15 protein-coding genes are annotated in these 14,670 nt (G+C 63.3%); 10 read left to right on the plus strand and 5 right to left on the minus strand.

The annotated features are described in order from the left end of the window. The first annotated feature begins 500 nt into the window (after nt 1-500). From A0O30_RS16820 to A0O30_RS16845, 6 genes are all read left to right on the plus strand, one after another. A complete protein-coding gene (locus tag A0O30_RS16820; protein WP_105947235.1) occupies nt 501-1,301 on the plus strand; it encodes an energy transducer TonB in 801 nt (266 codons plus the stop codon). Nucleotides 1,302-1,331: 30 nt separating this feature from the next. Further along, the gene (locus tag A0O30_RS16825) at nt 1,332-2,051 is read left to right on the plus strand and encodes a MotA/TolQ/ExbB proton channel family protein (RefSeq protein WP_016712577.1); all 720 of its coding nucleotides are present in this window, start codon (nt 1,332-1,334) and stop codon (nt 2,049-2,051) included. A gap of 1 nt (nt 2,052) precedes the next feature. Beyond that, on the plus strand, nt 2,053-2,454 hold the full coding sequence (locus A0O30_RS16830) for a biopolymer transporter ExbD (protein ID WP_016712576.1): 402 nt from the start codon (nt 2,053-2,055) through the stop codon (nt 2,452-2,454). Nucleotides 2,455-2,659: 205 nt separating this feature from the next. Then, complete coding sequence (locus A0O30_RS16835; protein WP_105947236.1) at nt 2,660-3,241, plus strand: alpha/beta hydrolase; 582 nt, start codon at nt 2,660-2,662, stop codon at nt 3,239-3,241. Nucleotides 3,242-3,305: 64 nt separating this feature from the next. Continuing rightward, nucleotides 3,306-4,136, plus strand: coding sequence for a sigma 54-interacting transcriptional regulator (locus A0O30_RS16840; protein WP_105947237.1), 831 nt, complete (start codon nt 3,306-3,308; stop codon nt 4,134-4,136). A 174-nt stretch (nt 4,137-4,310) separates the two neighbouring features. Beyond that, entirely contained in the window at nt 4,311-5,096 is a 786-nt protein-coding gene (locus A0O30_RS16845; protein WP_003248974.1) for a MetQ/NlpA family ABC transporter substrate-binding protein, read from the plus strand. Between the two features lie 112 nt (nt 5,097-5,208). Here the strand turns inward: A0O30_RS16845 and A0O30_RS16855 are convergent, their stop codons facing one another. Continuing rightward, nucleotides 5,209-7,635 (minus strand): penicillin acylase family protein, encoded by a 2,427-nt coding sequence (locus tag A0O30_RS16855; RefSeq protein WP_256589695.1) that lies wholly within the window; start codon nt 7,633-7,635, stop codon nt 5,209-5,211. Between the two features lie 86 nt (nt 7,636-7,721). On the opposite strand from A0O30_RS16855, the gene A0O30_RS16860 reads away from it, so the two are divergent. Further along, complete coding sequence (locus A0O30_RS16860) at nt 7,722-8,273, plus strand: sugar O-acetyltransferase (protein ID WP_105947238.1); 552 nt, start codon at nt 7,722-7,724, stop codon at nt 8,271-8,273. A 38-nt stretch (nt 8,274-8,311) separates the two neighbouring features. On the opposite strand, the gene A0O30_RS16865 is transcribed toward A0O30_RS16860, so the two are convergent. From A0O30_RS16865 to A0O30_RS16875, 3 genes are all read right to left on the minus strand, one after another. Next, the gene (locus tag A0O30_RS16865; protein ID WP_105947239.1) at nt 8,312-8,587 is read right to left on the minus strand and encodes a bacteriocin immunity protein; all 276 of its coding nucleotides are present in this window, start codon (nt 8,585-8,587) and stop codon (nt 8,312-8,314) included. Next, nucleotides 8,584-10,761, minus strand: a complete 2,178-nt coding sequence (locus A0O30_RS16870) for an S-type pyocin domain-containing protein (RefSeq protein WP_105947240.1) — start codon at nt 10,759-10,761, stop codon at nt 8,584-8,586. Before A0O30_RS16870 ends, A0O30_RS16865 begins: the two co-directional genes overlap by 4 nt. Nucleotides 10,762-10,846: 85 nt before the next feature. Then, the gene (locus tag A0O30_RS16875; protein ID WP_105947241.1) at nt 10,847-11,410 is read right to left on the minus strand and encodes a DUF6436 domain-containing protein; all 564 of its coding nucleotides are present in this window, start codon (nt 11,408-11,410) and stop codon (nt 10,847-10,849) included. Nucleotides 11,411-11,645: 235 nt separating this feature from the next. Between A0O30_RS16875 and A0O30_RS16885 the strand changes: the two genes are divergently transcribed. Then, nucleotides 11,646-12,572: an alpha/beta hydrolase gene (locus tag A0O30_RS16885; RefSeq protein WP_105947243.1), complete on the plus strand. Its 927-nt coding sequence runs from the start codon at nt 11,646-11,648 to the stop codon at nt 12,570-12,572. Here A0O30_RS16885 and A0O30_RS16890 read toward each other — a convergent pair whose 3' ends face one another. Continuing rightward, nucleotides 12,573-13,325: a DUF2059 domain-containing protein gene (locus tag A0O30_RS16890; RefSeq protein ID WP_105947244.1), complete on the minus strand. Its 753-nt coding sequence runs from the start codon at nt 13,323-13,325 to the stop codon at nt 12,573-12,575. A 113-nt stretch (nt 13,326-13,438) separates the two neighbouring features. Between A0O30_RS16890 and A0O30_RS16895 the strand changes: the two genes are divergently transcribed. Together A0O30_RS16895 and A0O30_RS16900 are read left to right on the plus strand one after the other, a co-directional pair. Continuing rightward, a complete protein-coding gene (locus tag A0O30_RS16895) occupies nt 13,439-14,071 on the plus strand; it encodes a 2OG-Fe(II) oxygenase (protein ID WP_105947263.1) in 633 nt (210 codons plus the stop codon). Then, nucleotides 14,058-14,561 carry a DUF523 domain-containing protein gene (locus A0O30_RS16900; RefSeq protein ID WP_105947245.1) on the plus strand — a complete coding sequence of 168 codons (504 nt, stop codon included), beginning with the start codon at nt 14,058-14,060 and terminating at the stop codon, nt 14,559-14,561. The genes A0O30_RS16895 and A0O30_RS16900 overlap by 14 nt, the downstream gene beginning before the upstream one ends. Nucleotides 14,562-14,670 lie beyond the last annotated feature (109 nt).

The following is a 14,670-nucleotide window of genomic DNA, read 5'->3' on the forward strand; positions in this document are numbered from 1 at the left end:
GTTTGGTCCCGGGCTTTTTTTGCCTGTGAGATTGCCGGGGCTGCTTCGCAGCCCATCGCCGGCAAGCCAGCTCCCACATTGACCGAGTTGGCACAGCAATTTATTGAGGCTGGCAAGCCAGCCCCTATCGATCAGGTCGACACAGAACCTTGTGGGAGCCAGCTCCCACATTGACCGAGTTGGCACAGCGATTTATTGAGGCTGGTAAGCCAGCCCCTATCGATCAGGCCGACACAGAACCTTGTGGGAGCTGGCTTGCCGGCGATCGAGGGCGCAGCCCTCGCGGCAATATCATGCCTTGCGCGAATATTTTGCATGCCCCCAATGCATCGCATTTACGCCGATCACCCACAGCCCACGTAATCCGCGGCTTTCACGCTACCTCTTAAAAACAATATTCACTTAAGTTCTAACCATAATTTTAAACATTACTTTAAGAGATAAGCCTCTGGCCCCGATGATTCAGCCATACCTGAATCGAGACCCCAGGAGTTTGATCAATGGGTAATGTCCAGTCGGCCGTCAGGGCCTACGACCAGCCATGGCGCCCGGCCCCGGGCGACCTGGTCGAGCTTGGACGCACGCTTCGCCTCCCGCTGGGCCAGCTGCGCCTGCAACGCACGCCCGTCAGCGGGCTCAAGCGCCGCGACAAGCTGGTGTTGGGCCTGCTGGTGCTGGCCCTGCACGGCGCTGCGGCGTACTGGGTAAGCCAGGCACCCACGCCAGAGCTGCCCGTGGTGCCACCGCAAGTGCCGCCCATGACCATCGAGTTCGCAGCGCCAGCGCCGCCTGTGGTCGAACCGCCACCGCCAGCCCCCGCACCGCCCGTGGTCGAGCCTCCGCCAGCGCCGCCGGTCGTCGACGAACTGGCCGCCAAGCCCAAACCCAAGCCAAAGCCCGTGCCCAAGCCTGTGGTCAAGCAAGCACCCAAACCACAGCCCAAACCGGTCGAAGCACCGCCGCCAGCCCCAGTGGCCGCTCCGGCACCACCTGCGCCCGCACCACCCGCGCCGGCCCCGGTTACGCCCGCTTCGGCCAACGCCGCGTACCTGAAAAACCCGGCGCCGGAGTATCCGCAGATGGCCCAGCGCCGTGGTTGGGAAGGCACCGTGCTGCTGCGGGTAGAGGTGCTGCCCAGCGGTAAACCCGGGCAGATCCAGGTCCAGAAGAGCAGTGGCCGTGATGCCCTCGACGCCGCCGCGCTGGCTGCGGTGAAACGCTGGAGCTTCGTCCCGGCCAAGCAGGGCGATGTGGCCCAGACCGGCTGGGTCAGCGTGCCGATCGATTTCAAGCTTCGCTAACTTTTTCGCAGAACACAGGAAGACATCATCATGAGCCTGCTGGCATCCCCCCTCGAATCCGTTGAAAGCGCAGTCATCTGGCTGCTGGTTGGTTTCTCTGTCGTCACCTGGGGCCTGGCCCTGGTCAAGGTCGCGCAGTTCGTGCGGCTGAAAAACCAGGACAAACGCTTCCACCAGCAGTTCTGGGCGGCCTCCAGCCTGGACTCGGCCGCCGAGCTCAGCCACGAGCTGCCCGGCCCGGCTGCCCGCGTCGCTCAGTCTGGCTATGCCGCCATTGCCGTCGGCGACACCCAGGCCAACGACCTGAGCCACGCCATCAACCACCAGGACCGCCTGGAGCGCGCCTTGCGTCAGCAGATCGTGCGTGAGCGCCGCTCGCTGGAAACCGGCCTGGCGGTGGTCGCCAGTATCGGCAGCACCTCGCCCTTCATCGGCCTGTTCGGCACTGTGTGGGGCATCATGGAAGCGCTCAAAGGCATCAGCGCGGCCGGCTCTGCCAGCCTGGAAACCGTGGCGGGCCCAATCGGTGCGGCCTTGGTGGCAACCGGTGTCGGTATTGCCGTCGCCGTACCGGCGGTGCTGGTTTACAACTACTTCCTGCGCCGCCTCAAGCTCACCGCTGCCGACCTCGACGACTTTGCCCACGACTTCTACAGCCTGGCGCAGAAGAGTGCCTTCCGCGTGCTGGTGCACCCCGCCGTGCACAAGCCACAGGCCGGTTTCACCCAGCCCGTGAAGGAGGCGTCCTGACATGGCTTTTTCGACCCAGGACAGCGACGAAGTCCTCAGTGAAATCAACGTCACGCCGCTGGTGGACGTCATGCTGGTGCTGCTGGTGGTGTTCATCGTCACCGCGCCGCTGCTGACCAACGCCATCCCCATCAACCTGCCCAAGACCGAGGCCGTGGCCCCGGTAGAGCAGAAGGACCCGCTGGTGGTCAGCATCGACGGTGAAGGCAAGTTGTTCATCAACAAGGACCAGATCCAGCCCGACCTGCTGGAAACCAGCCTCAAGGCCGCCAAGGACAAGGACGCAGACGTGCGCGTGCAGTTGCAGGCCGATGACGGCGTGAACTACGGCGAAGTGGCGCGGGCCATGGCAGCCATCGAACGTGCGGGGATCAGCAAGCTGGCGGTGATTACTGCGCGCTGACCCTCATCAAACCTCTTCAGGCAAGTGCTTATGGGCCATATCTCTTGGCAGGGGTTGGCCCTTTTTTTTTCCGGGCATTTCTCCTACAGGGATCGCGCATAGCCAAATATTTTTGGTTATTAATAAATAGCTTCTTATTCCTTTACGAATATAACTCCCTCCCTATACTGGTCTCCAAGCACGCAAACTTACTGGAGGCGTCCCCATGCGCAATGAGTCGATTCGTTACCTGATTGTGCCGGGCTGGCAAGGATCGCCAGACAACCATTGGCAAAGTCACTGGCAGCGCACCCTGCCCAACAGTGCACGGGTGGAGCAGCACGACTGGCTGACCCCGCAACGAGAGGACTGGGTACAAGCGCTGGAACAGGCGATCGTCGCCGAAGACTCGCCAGTGATCCTGATTGCCCACAGCCTGGGCTGCATCACCGTCGCCCATTGGGCTGCGCAGGCCAGCCCGGCCTTGCTGCGGCGCGTGCGTGGCGCCCTGTTGGTGGCCCCAGCGGACGTCGAGCGGCCCACCTGCGCGCCAGCCTTGCGCAACTTTGCGCCGATCCCGACCGAAGCGCTGCCGTTCCCCAGCCAGGTGGTCAGTTCGGACAACGATCCGGCCGTGAACGTGCCTCGGGCGCTGTACCTGGCCCAGGCCTGGGGCGCAGAGGCGGGTTTGCTGAGCAACGCCGGGCACATCAACGTCAAGTCCGGCCACGAGCGCTGGGAACAAGGCTTCGCCTACTTGTACCGCTTGCAGAGCCGGGTTGAGCAGCGCGCACTGCGCCGCGCCTGATCGCCTTTACTGTTTACCGCTTACCTGACGCCCGGCCAATGAAGGCCAGGGGCGGGAGTTCGTCATGACGTTTCAAAACCCGTTTGGCCAGCCGCTGCTGACCTTCCCCGAGCTGGACAAGAGCCCGCTGAGCATCCGCGCCAAGGCCCTGGTGTTCATCGACCCGCGTTCGCAGCAACTGCGCGAAGACCTTGAGCGCCTGGCGCCGCAACCCTTGCCCGTGCTGATCCGTGGCGAGACCGGCACCGGCAAGGAGTTGCTGGCCCGGCAAATCCACCGTGCCAGTGACCGTGGCGGGCTGTTCGTGTCGGTCAACTGCGCGGCCATCAGCCCCACCTACGCCGATGCCGAACTGTTCGGCTACAGCGCCGGCAGCCAGGGTGGCACGGCCAGCAGCCGCGCCGGCTGGTTCGGCTCGGCCAATGGCGGCACGTTGTACCTGGACGAGATTGCCGACTTGCCGCTGGCCATCCAGGGCAAGCTGCTGGCTGCCCTGGAAAACCGCGAAGTCACCCGAGTGGGCGCGCAGCAGCCGCAGCCGGTGGATGTGCGGCTGGTGGCCGCGACCAGCATCGACCTGGCGCGGGTGGTACGGGCAGGGCGCTTTAACGAGCGCTTGTACCAGTACCTGCGCGAAGGCGCGCTGGAGCTGCCACCGCTGCGTGAGCGGCCCGGCGATATCCTGCCGCTGGCCGAGTACTTCGTGGGCATCTACAGCGTGCGCTTGCAACGGCCTGTACCGCTGGTGAGCGAGGCGGCGCAGCAGGTGCTGGAAGCCCATCCATGGCCCGGAAATACCCGTGAACTGGAGAATGTCATCCACTTCGCCTTGCTGGTGAATGACGGCGAAGAGCTGCAGCCAGAGGACCTGGACCTGGCCAACCCCGCGCGCTAGACATCGCTCATAAGCAAAGTGACTGATAGCAGTTTGTTTTTGGAATAAGCAGCTAAGTAAAAGATATTGTTACGGAATAAAAATTCTAGGTATTGTCCGCCTACGCCCGCTGGTGAACCGGTTGGGCACCCGATTCGCCATCGCTGATGGCCCAGATTCAGAATAAGGACCACCATGAAGAAGACCCTGCTGACCACTGCCCTGGCCGCTGCCCTGTCGTTCTCCGGCCTGGCCGCCGCTGCCGAGAAACTGGTGGTTGCCGCTACTCCGGTACCGCACGCCGAAATCCTTGAGCTGATCAAGCCGACCCTGGCCAAAGAAGGTGTGGACCTGCAGATCAAGGTCTTCACCGATTATGTGCAGCCAAACGTGCAAGTTGACCAGAAGCGCCTGGACGCCAACTACTTCCAGACCCTGCCGTACCTGAAGAGCTTCAACGAAGGCAAGGGCACCCACCTGGAAACCGTGATTGGCGTGCACGTCGAACCCTTCGGTGGTTACTCGAAGAAGATCAAGAACCTGTCGGAGCTGAAGGAAGGCGCCACCGTTGCCATCCCTAACGAAGGCAGCAACAGCGGTCGCGCCCTGATCCTGCTGCAGAAGGCTGGCCTGATCACCCTGAAAGACCCGAAAAACGCCCTGGCCACACCGAAAGACATCGCCGAGAACCCGAAGAAGCTGAAGTTCCGCGAGCTTGAGTCGGCCATGCTGCCGCGTGTGCTGGACCAGGTCGACCTGGACATGATCAACACCAACTACGCCCTGGAAGCCGGCCTGAATCCGGCCAAGGATGCGCTGGTGATCGAAGGCGCCGACTCGCCGTACGTGAACTTCCTGGTTGCCCGCCCGGACAACAAGGACAGCGAGGCCATCCAGAAACTGGCCAAGGCCCTGACCAGCCCTGAGGTGAAGGCATTCATCGCCAAGAAGTATCAAGGTGCTGTGCTGCCGGCGTTCTGATGCACTCGTAGTGATAGAAAATGCCGACGCACTTGCGTCGGCATTTTTGTTTCTGGGCACGGTTACCTGTGGGAGCGGGCGTGCCCGCGAACACCGGCGTAGCCGGTGCCATCTACCGTGTCGCCTGCTTCGCGGGCACGCCCGCTCCCACATGTGGCTGTGCAGCTGCGCCACTTGAGTCTCCGGGCACTAATCGCAAGGTGCTCTGCGCCGGGATTACCCCCATCTGTGCCTTTTGGTACTGCCCCTCCACATAACCTTTAGCCTGGTCCGCATAGTGTTGGTCAAACGGCACTCCACTCTGCCCGACCGGGTTGCTGGTCAGCGCCTGCCCGGCATCGGCAAAGTCGATCAGCCGCCGCGTCGAAGGCCCGTAGGTCACCGGCCATGGCGCCGGGCCGATTTTCGCAGAAAGGTTGTTCGGTACCTCATGGGTACCCGGCGCGGCGAACGGCCCAACGTTGAACAGCAGGTTCAGCGGCTTTTTCACGCCAAGCGGGTGGCTGTGGGTCAGGGTATGGGCCTTGCCCCATTGCCAGCTGGCTGGGTCGCTACCCAAGGTATCGCGCAGGTGCTTCAGGCTGTGCTGCCAGGCCAGGCGTACGATGGCGGTACGGTCGGTACGCTGGTTGCCACCTCGGGTGTTCCACCAAGGGGAGTCGGCGTCCGCCGCCAGGCGTGGCAAGGCAGCGTCGATGGCGCGGGTGCTGATCAGTACCGGGAACCAGGTGTCGCCCAGTTCGTCGTGCAGGGCCGCGAAGGCCAGTTCGTAGAGGAACTGGTTGAACAGCGTGGCGCTGGTCGAATCCAGCGGGTAGTCGCCACGCCAGGCGGCCAGCTGTTCGACCAGTTCCTTCTCCTCGTCACCTTCGGCCACTGCGCGCAGGGTTGCCAGCAGCGGTGCAAGGGTGCGCGGGCCGTGGTCGCTTGCGGTGTCCAGTTGCAGGGCCTGGCTGTTCTGGGTGTCCCATTTCACCTCAGGGTTGGCCAGGTGGCGGTCGAGCTGGCGGCCCCGGTCGGGCAGGTTGTAGTAACCCGGTATCGGCACCCCTGCTGGCGGCTGGTAGTTGGCCGAGACGATATAGCCGCGCGCCGGGTTCTCTTGCTGCGGGTTGACGCTAAAGGGGTAGAACCCGAGCTTGTCGGCCTGCGCGCTGGCGCCATCGAGGATGAACGCCGGGTCGACGCCATTGGGGCGGATGGGTAGCTGCGCAGCGGCCCACCAGCCGATATCGCCACGGGCATTGGCCCAGATAAAGTTCAGCCCTGGCGCATGAACCTTGGCCGCAGCTTCGCGCATCTTGCCCAGCGTGTCGGCACGGTTGAGCTGGTAGAAACCTTCGAGGATCGGGTTTTCGGTTTCCAGAAACGCCCACCACATGGCGATGGGCGTAGGCCCGGCAGTAGCGCCCAGCACGTCGTTGACGATCGGGCCATGGGGCGAGCGGCGCAGGCTGAGTGTGACCGGAGCTTCGCCTTTGACCGCGATCTGCTGCTCGGTCTTTTCCAGCGCCTGCCATTTGCCATCGACCATCACCTGGTTGGCGTCGGCCGGGTTGGTGCGCTCCGCGATCAGGTCGACGTCATCGTTCTGGAACATGGTCAGGCTCCAGCCGAAGTCGCGGTTGTGGCCAAGCAGGGCAAAGGGGTTGAGCGCCTGGAAGTAGCCATACAGGTTGAAACCGGGTGCCGACAGTTCGGCCTCGTACCACACCGCCGGCACTGCAAAACCGATGTGCGGGTCGCCTGCCAGCAGCGGCTTGCCGCTGCGGGTATGGCTGCCGGCCACCGCCCAGGCGTTGCTGCCTTCAAACTGCGGGATGCCCGCGTCACCCAGCGCCTGGTGGCTGAGGCGGGCGAGGGCTTCCAGGCTTTGCCAGTCCGCCGCGGCCAGTGGCGTGCCCAGCGCCCCCTCGGGTTTCCAGCCGAGGTCGAAGATGTTCAGGTAATCGGGGCCAAGCTGGTCGCGGATGTAGGTCAGTGCGGGCTCGGTGCGAAACGCAGCGGCGAAGCTGTAAGCGAGGTAACCGGCAATGCTCAGGGTATCTTCGGCGGTAAACGGGCGAGGGGTGATACCCAGCAGGTCGAACTCCACGGGCTTGGGATGGCTGGCTTGCCAGCCGTTGACCCCGTCGAGGTAGGCTTGCAGGGCCTGCCAGGCAGGTGACTGGCGGTCCTGACGCTTGGCCATCCGTGCGGCTTGTTCGCGAATGCGCAGGCTGCGGAACAAGGTATCGGTGGGCAGCAGCTTGTCGCCCAGCACCTCGGCCAGTTCGCCTCGGGCCAGGCGACGCAGGATTTCCATCTGGAACAGCCGGTCCTGGGCATGCACGTAGCCCAGGGCGCGGTACAGGTCTGCCTCGTTTTGCGCCTGCAGGTGCGGCACGCCGCGGGCGTCGTAGCGCACGCTGACCGGCGCCTGCAAGCCAGCCAGGGCCAACTCGCCCTCGCGCTGCGGCAGCTTGCCCTGCACGTACCAGTAACCGGTGCCGGCGGCCACGGCAACCACCACGGCCAACAGGGTCAGGCTGCGCTTCATGCAAGCTCCTTGTGCGTCAAAGCAGAAAGTGTGGTCCGATCATCGGCGGATTCGCGAACAGAGCATAGCCCCGGGAAGGAGATTCCATGTCACTCAGCGAAAAACAGAAGATGCTTACAGGCCAGCTCTACCACGCTGGCTGCCCCGAACTGCAGGCCGAGCAGATCGCCAACAAGCACTGGATGCACCGCTACAACAGCAGTGTCGAATTGCTCAATGACGCACGCCACAGCCTGTTGGTCGAGCACTTTGGCCAGGTCGGCGAAGACGCGGTGATCCGCCCGCCGTTCTATTGCGACTACGGCTACAACATCAGCGTTGGCCGCAATACCTTCATGAACTTCAACTGCGTGATCCTCGACGTGATGCCGGTGCGCATCGGTGATGACTGCCAGATCGGCCCCAACGTGCAGATCTACACCGCCGACCACCCGCTGGACCCAGATCTGCGACGCAGCGGGCTGGAGAGTGGGCGGGCGGTGACCATCGGCAACAACGTGTGGATTGGTGGCGCGGCGATCATCCTGCCGGGGGTGAGTATTGGCGATAACGCCGTTGTGGGCGCGGGTAGCGTGGTGACCCGTGATGTGCCGGCGGGGGCGACGGTGGTGGGTAACCCGGCGGGGGTGCGTGGGTGATATGAAAAGCCCTGCGGTGTTGGCCGCAGGGCTTTGGATCAGGCGGGTTTGAAGCCGGGTTTGCCGTTGGCGGCGCGCCAGGCTTTTACGCGGTTGACGACGCCTTGAGGACTGGCATCCGCTCCTTGAGGCGGGTAATAAATTACGTCGGACCCGTCAGGATGCTCGGTGAGCTTCTCGAAAAGGAGGACGGATTCAATTCGGTGGTTTTCCAGAGCTACGCCACTGAGGCCCGTTCGGTCTTCATACAAATCCGACACCAATTCGAGAAATTCAAGCTCTGTGTAGTCTGACAAACTCTGTTTCAACTTCATTGCTTGTTCCCTCTATGGTGGTTTATGTGGACCTTCGGTGTCATGAGGACCAGGTTATCCAGGTCATAAACGGCACCTCCTTTCGAGATTTCGTGCTTGTGATGAATCTCCAGCTTGACTCGCTTCCCTACGCGCTGGTCACGGTTGGCGAATGGCGCTAGGCCTTTCCTCATATCGTCGAGCATGGCTGGCGCGATCTGTTGGCTAAAGACCTCGTCCGCAGCAATTTCTATCCATATTGCCTCTTTTAGTCTATCGAACCGGCTAAACCTCCGCCCCCTCAGCCTTTCCGCAATGCGTGTAGGAATTGGCGCCCCCACCGCAGTGGTGGCTGCATCCAGCACCCTGTCCGGTGTGATAACGCCGTTGCCGCTGGCAACCCCCGGCAAATTCCGTGGGTTGCGCAGCATCACATAGATCGGCGCCAGCCCTGAGTCTGCGGGGAAGATGATGACGTAGTCATCGATATGCAGGTCGGGCAGTTCAGGAAAGGTACGAATATCAGGCTGCGGGGGAACGATGATGTTGCCCGGCAAGTGCTTTTGCAGGTCCTCTACGATGGGAACGCCCGGGGTGAAGCTAGCGTCATCGGGGTTGAAGGTGCTCAGTGTCGATGGCGGCGTTGCTGGGTGCCACAGCAGTGTTGCGCCACCCGGCCCTTCGGCGGTGAAGCGCCAGGCGCCCTGATTCGTATCCCACTGCGCCTGGCGCACGCGCACGTCCCGCAGGATGCCGCTGCCGTCCGTGGCGGCCAGGTACACCTCGGTCTGAGTGCCCTCGGGTACGGCATTCATCCGCAGCGGCAACTCAAGGGTCTGGCCAACCTTGCGGTTCGCCTCCTGGGTGAGGTCTGCGCCAGGCGTCATCAGGGCAAGCGGAACAGTGACCCCCATGCGTTCGCCATCACCCAGTCGGGCGGCATAGAGCATCAGCGGCAGATGCCCTGCCGCACGGGCCAGCAACCGAGCCGCCGCGCTGTTGATGGCCGTGCCCAGCGCACGCCAGATTGGCTCGAAATGCGCCGTGCCGCCGCGTGAAGTAGCCAAAATCAGCGGGTGTAGGGTGGTGGCGACCCAGGCGTTGAAGGTGACGGGGGTGTTGCTTGGCGTACGGCCTGACAGAGCGCTGAGCAGACACTGCTCATCGAAGGCTGCTTCGACGGCACGGTTTGCCTGTAGATGCAGTTGTTCCCCTGCGGCCTCTTCAAGTGCCGAAGTGCTTGCATGCTCGGCGGCGTGGGCAGATGCCTGAGCTTTCAAGTCAGCGGCTTGCGCCCTGTGAGCTTCAGTGGCTGTGGGGCCATGAAACTTCCGGTCGAAGTCGAGCAAGCCAATCTCCGATGCCAATCGGCGATACTGCACGCGCTTGTTGGAGACTGTGGCGCGCAGATGTTCGCGCATCTTGAGCAGGTCGGATGTTTCTCGCTCAAGCTCGTGGCTATGCTCCAGCGCCGTTTCTTCGGCAATGTCCTCATGCTGGTGCCGTTCGAAGGCCGTGAGCACGCGCTGTATCGTGCTGGTGGCCATTTGTAGCTCGTGATGGGCGGTGAGTGTGCGGACTACCGCTTGCTCTACCTTGTCCAGCGCTCTGGCAATCGCTTCGTTACTCTTTTCCCTGGTTTTGGCACTGGACAACTGGCTGCGCAGAAGATGCTGGCGCTTGATCAGCAGGCTGTGTTGCTGTTCAAGGTACTTGACCTCGAACGCTGCCCGGTAGGACTCAAGCCAGGCCTGGCGAGGCTCAGCCTGGGTGCGCGAAGCGTTCAGGAACTCGTGAAAAGTGCGATGCTCCGGGTCGGTGCCAAAGAAACGGTTGGCTTGCTGGCGCACAGCGTCCAGGCGTGGGCCAAGCTGTGCCTGAAGCTGGTTGACCGCTGCAATTGTCAGTTCGAGCGCCTGGACTTCTCCAAGGCCGGCCAGTGAGCCCACCTCACTGGCAATAGCGTGTTCGAGGTCTTGATCAAGTGTGGCCTCGCGCTGAGCATGTGCCTGCTTGACCTGGCGCTTGTCGTTTTCGATTTGCGGTATCAGTTCGATGACCAGGCTGCCTGGCCGAAAGGTCGATGCCAGTTGATACGGTATGCGGTTGTGGCCCCAGAAAACGCCAGGGATAAAGATAGGGCGAGTGCCGTGTACATAGCTGTGGGGAAGCTCGGTGAATCCGTGCTGCGACATACAGTTTCTCCATTGGTCTGTATGTCGTGACGGTAAAAATCTTCCTTTGGGCCGAAGCTGTAGATAAGTATCGGGTGTTCGCTAACTACCAGGGGCAATAGCACCCTACGGCTAACGTATTGCTGGCCTGCACGGGCCGATCAGCAAGCAAGGCCTGGGTGATGGGTTCGATGAAACTGTTGCTGGCATTGCACACCGCGCCTTCGCTGTACGGGCCGAAGTAGGCCAGGTGGCCTTGTCGGTCCCAGATGGCCACGGCCGGGGAGGCGGGCAGGTGTTCGCTGCCGGGCAGGTTGGCGATGGGTTTGAGGGCGGTGAGGTTGGCGGGTAGTTGGCCGTGGCTGCCGGGCTTTTGCAGCACGTGGAAGGTCACGCCCTGGGCTGCGAACTGGCTGACCAGGTCGCCCAGGTGTTGCTGGTTGCCGACGTTGCAGGGGCAGGCCGGGTCCCAGAAGTGCACCACGCGGATCGGGCCAGGGCCGGCCAGCTCGGCAGGTAGTTGCAGTTGGCTGCCGTCGAACAGCGTGGTCTGGTTGTCGAACGGGCGCAGGTAGCGGGCCTGGAAGGTGGTGTAGGCCTGCCAGAGGATGGCGGCGCCAGCTAACAAGGCGACTACCATGCACAGCGGTTTTATGATTTGGCTATTCATGAAGAGTAGGTGGCCCTTTGTGGGAGCGGCCTTGTGTCGCGAAAGGACCGCGCAGCGGTCCCGGCAACTTCTGCCGTAGCGCTGGAAACCGGGGGCCGCTTTGCGGCCCTTTCGCGACACAAGGCCGCTCCCACAATTAGATCGGTGCTGGTTGTTCGAGGTGAGCAAGCTTGCCACGACGCCGGCCAGAGCTGAATATCCCAGATCAATACTTGCTTCGCCGTGGATGTACCCGATGCCTGTTGCTTTTCACCCCGATCACTTGCGCTCCAGCCTTGCGCCGTTGAGCGCTCGCCAGCCGTTGTCCGTGCAGGCCCAGGACTACCAGCGCTTCTATGGCCTGAACTTGTCAGCCCAGAGCTGGCTGGGCGGCTTTCAGGCGGCGGGGTTCGACCTGGTCGGGCAGGTGTGGCTACCCGAACAGCCGACCGCGACACTGTTCCTGCTGCACGGCTATTACGACCACATGGGCCTCTATCGGCATGTGATCGGCTGGGCGCTCAAGCAGGGTTTCGCCGTGGTCAGCTGCGACCTGCCCGGCCACGGCCTGTCCAGTGGCGAACGGGCCAGCATCAGTGATTTCGCGGTGTATCAACAGGTGCTGGAAGCCTTGTTCGATCAGGCGCGCACGCTGCAACTGCCGCGCCCTTGGCATTTGTGCGGGCAGAGCACGGGCGGCGCTATCGCCGTGGATCATCTGCTGCATCAGGGCGCTAACAGCCCCATCGATGGCCAGGTGATCCTGTTGGCGCCGCTGGTACGGCCCTGTTCCTGGCGCTGGTCGAAGTTGAGCTATCGCGTGCTGCGTCACTTCGTAAACGGCATCGAACGGCGCTTCAGCGAAAACACCAATGACCCGGCCTTCCTGCCGTTCCTTGAGGCCGACCCGCTACAACCGCGTCGCCTGCCGACCGCCTGGGTGGGCGCACTGATCGCCTGGGTCAAACGCATCGAAGCGGCGCCGCACAGTCCGCGGCGGCCGTTGATCGTGCAGGGGGAGGCTGATGGCACGGTGGATTGGCCCTACAACCTCGAAGTGCTCAAGGCCAAGTTTGCCGACCCTCAGATATTGATGCTGCCCGAGGCCCGTCACCACCTGGCAAACGAGCTGCCGGGCATTCGCCAGCGCTACTTCGACTTCATCGACCAGCGCCTGGGCTGATCACTTCAGGTCGTTGCTGCTCTGGCCAACCGCCAGGCCCGCACGCACAGCCGCCAGCGCTGCCTGGTAGTAGGCTTTGCCGTCGGGTGATTCGGCAAAGGTGGCGAACTCTTCCAGCTCGGCGTCGGACAGGTCGCGGTACACATACAGCAGGGTGTTGTTGAGGTCTTCGCCGATCTGGTTCATCAGGCGCTGGCGCTGGCCGTCGAGCAGGCCTTGGGCCTGGCCGCCGCCGAACAGGCCGGGGATCATCGAACTGAGGCTGTCGGCCGCCACGCCAGCAATGGCCAGGCTGACTTCGGCACCGGCTTCACGCGCAGGCAGGGCCTGGGCCAAGTGGCCGATGACCAGCAGGCGGTCGTCGCTGGCCTGGATCTTGGGCAGGCCTTTGGCATTCTTGGCCAGTTCGTCCTTGCGGGTGGCCTTCAGCTCGGCTGCCACCACCTTGCGCCCCAGCGGCGACTGGAAAAAGGCCAGGGCCGGTGCCGGATTGGCCAGGGTGGCGCGCAGCTGCGCCTGGGCGCGACGGTCCACCGCCTGGGCCTGGAAGCGCTGGTTGCTGTTGTTGACCAGCGCCTGGTACACGGCGGGGGGCAAGCTGTTGCGGTAGCGCGCCTGGGCGGCGGTGAGGGCATCGTTGAAGTGGGCGCGCTGGTCGGGCCAGCCGGCGGCCTTGTACAGTTGATCCAGGTTGTCTGCCCAGACAGGCATGGTGCAGATCATCAGCAGAATCAGGGAAAACAGACGGCGCATTCAGGACTCCTGTCGGCAGGTGGCTATTGTCCTTGGCCCGGCGGCGGTTTGTCGAGATATCCGCGTGTTTCTCGGCCAAGTGGCGCTGTGCGCCGGCATGGCGAATGGATATGATGCGCGCCATGCACAACTCCCCCGAACACCCGATGCTTGCGGCCGTCGTCGACGATCTGGCCACCCATGGCTGGTCCCAGCAGGCGCTGTTTTTGCCTGCCGACCTGGTGCGCGCGCTGGCGGCCGAATGCCGGCGCCGTGATGCCGAAGGCGAGCTTAACCCCGCAGGGGTTGGACGCGGGGTTGCCCAGGAGGTGCGCGAGGCCATCCGTGGCGACCAGATCCAGTGGATCGACCCTGGGCAGGCCGAGGCCTGCGACCAGTACCTGGCGGCCATGGACCAGTTGCGCCTGGTCATCAACCAGGGCCTGTTCCTGGGCCTGGAGGATTTCGAGTGCCATTTTGCCTTGTATCCGCCGGGGGCCTTCTATCGCCGGCACCTGGACCGCTTCCGCGACGATGACCGGCGCATGGTGTCGGCCGTGCTGTACCTGAATGAAGGCTGGCAGCCTGAGGACGGCGGCCAGTTGCGCATGTTCCTGACCGATGGCGTCGAGCACGACGTTGAGCCGGTTGCGGGTTGCCTGGTGGTGTTCCTGTCGGGCGAGGTGCCCCACGAAGTGCTGCCGGCCGGGCGCGAGCGGCTGTCGTTGACGGGCTGGTTCCGGCGCCGTGGCAATGATCCGTTCTGATTTGCCCAAGGTTCTGGTCAGCGCTTGCCTGCTGGGGCAACCGGTGCGCTATGACGGCCGGGCCAGTGGGCACCCAAACCTGTTGCAGCAGTGGCAGGCCGAAGGGCGCGTGGTGCCGTTGTGCCCGGAGGTGGCAGGTGGCTTGCCGACGCCGCGCCCGCCAGCGGAGATTCCGGGCGGGCAGGGTGGTGCAGTGCTTGATGGCAGCGCGCAGGTGCTGACGGTGACGGGCGAAGATGTCAGTGGCGAGTTTCTGGCTGGTGCGCAGTTGGCGCTGGAGCTGGTGCGGCGGCATGGCATCCGCGTGGCGGTGCTCAAGTCTGGTAGCCCTTCGTGTGGCAACCGGTTGACCTATGACGGCACGTTCAGCGGTGTGAAGGTGGCGGGGGAAGGGGTGACCACCGCGTTGCTGCGGCGGGAGGGGGTGCGGGTGTTCAGTGAGCTGGAGCTGGAAGAGGCACAGCAGGCGCTGGCTGGGCTTTCAGTGTAAGCCTGTACCGGCCTCATCGCCGGCAAGCCAGCTCCCACAGGTACACCACAGGTCTTGAGGCCAGTGATACTCCTGTGGGAGCTGGCTTGCCGGCGATGAGGCCAGTGCA

Origin of the sequence: Pseudomonas sp. LLC-1, from assembly GCF_002992185.1 — a bacterium.
Taxonomy (GTDB): Bacteria; Pseudomonadota; Gammaproteobacteria; order Pseudomonadales; family Pseudomonadaceae; genus Aquipseudomonas; species Aquipseudomonas monteilii.

Coding starts and splice junctions, on each gene's coding strand:
- A0O30_RS16820 (WP_105947235.1), top strand. CDS start 501: ATGGGTAATGTCCAGTCGGCCGTCAGGGCCTACGACCAGCCATGGCGC.
- A0O30_RS16825 (WP_016712577.1), top strand. CDS start 1,332: ATGAGCCTGCTGGCATCCCCCCTCGAATCCGTTGAAAGCGCAGTCATC.
- A0O30_RS16830 (WP_016712576.1), top strand. CDS start 2,053: ATGGCTTTTTCGACCCAGGACAGCGACGAAGTCCTCAGTGAAATCAAC.
- A0O30_RS16835 (WP_105947236.1), top strand. CDS start 2,660: ATGCGCAATGAGTCGATTCGTTACCTGATTGTGCCGGGCTGGCAAGGA.
- A0O30_RS16840 (WP_105947237.1), top strand. CDS start 3,306: ATGACGTTTCAAAACCCGTTTGGCCAGCCGCTGCTGACCTTCCCCGAG.
- A0O30_RS16845 (WP_003248974.1), top strand. CDS start 4,311: ATGAAGAAGACCCTGCTGACCACTGCCCTGGCCGCTGCCCTGTCGTTC.
- A0O30_RS16855 (WP_256589695.1), bottom strand. CDS start 7,635: ATGAAGCGCAGCCTGACCCTGTTGGCCGTGGTGGTTGCCGTGGCCGCC.
- A0O30_RS16860 (WP_105947238.1), top strand. CDS start 7,722: ATGTCACTCAGCGAAAAACAGAAGATGCTTACAGGCCAGCTCTACCAC.
- A0O30_RS16865 (WP_105947239.1), bottom strand. CDS start 8,587: ATGAAGTTGAAACAGAGTTTGTCAGACTACACAGAGCTTGAATTTCTC.
- A0O30_RS16870 (WP_105947240.1), bottom strand. CDS start 10,761: ATGTCGCAGCACGGATTCACCGAGCTTCCCCACAGCTATGTACACGGC.
- A0O30_RS16875 (WP_105947241.1), bottom strand. CDS start 11,410: ATGAATAGCCAAATCATAAAACCGCTGTGCATGGTAGTCGCCTTGTTA.
- A0O30_RS16885 (WP_105947243.1), top strand. CDS start 11,646: ATGCCTGTTGCTTTTCACCCCGATCACTTGCGCTCCAGCCTTGCGCCG.
- A0O30_RS16890 (WP_105947244.1), bottom strand. CDS start 13,325: ATGCGCCGTCTGTTTTCCCTGATTCTGCTGATGATCTGCACCATGCCT.
- A0O30_RS16895 (WP_105947263.1), top strand. CDS start 13,439: ATGCGCGCCATGCACAACTCCCCCGAACACCCGATGCTTGCGGCCGTC.
- A0O30_RS16900 (WP_105947245.1), top strand. CDS start 14,058: ATGATCCGTTCTGATTTGCCCAAGGTTCTGGTCAGCGCTTGCCTGCTG.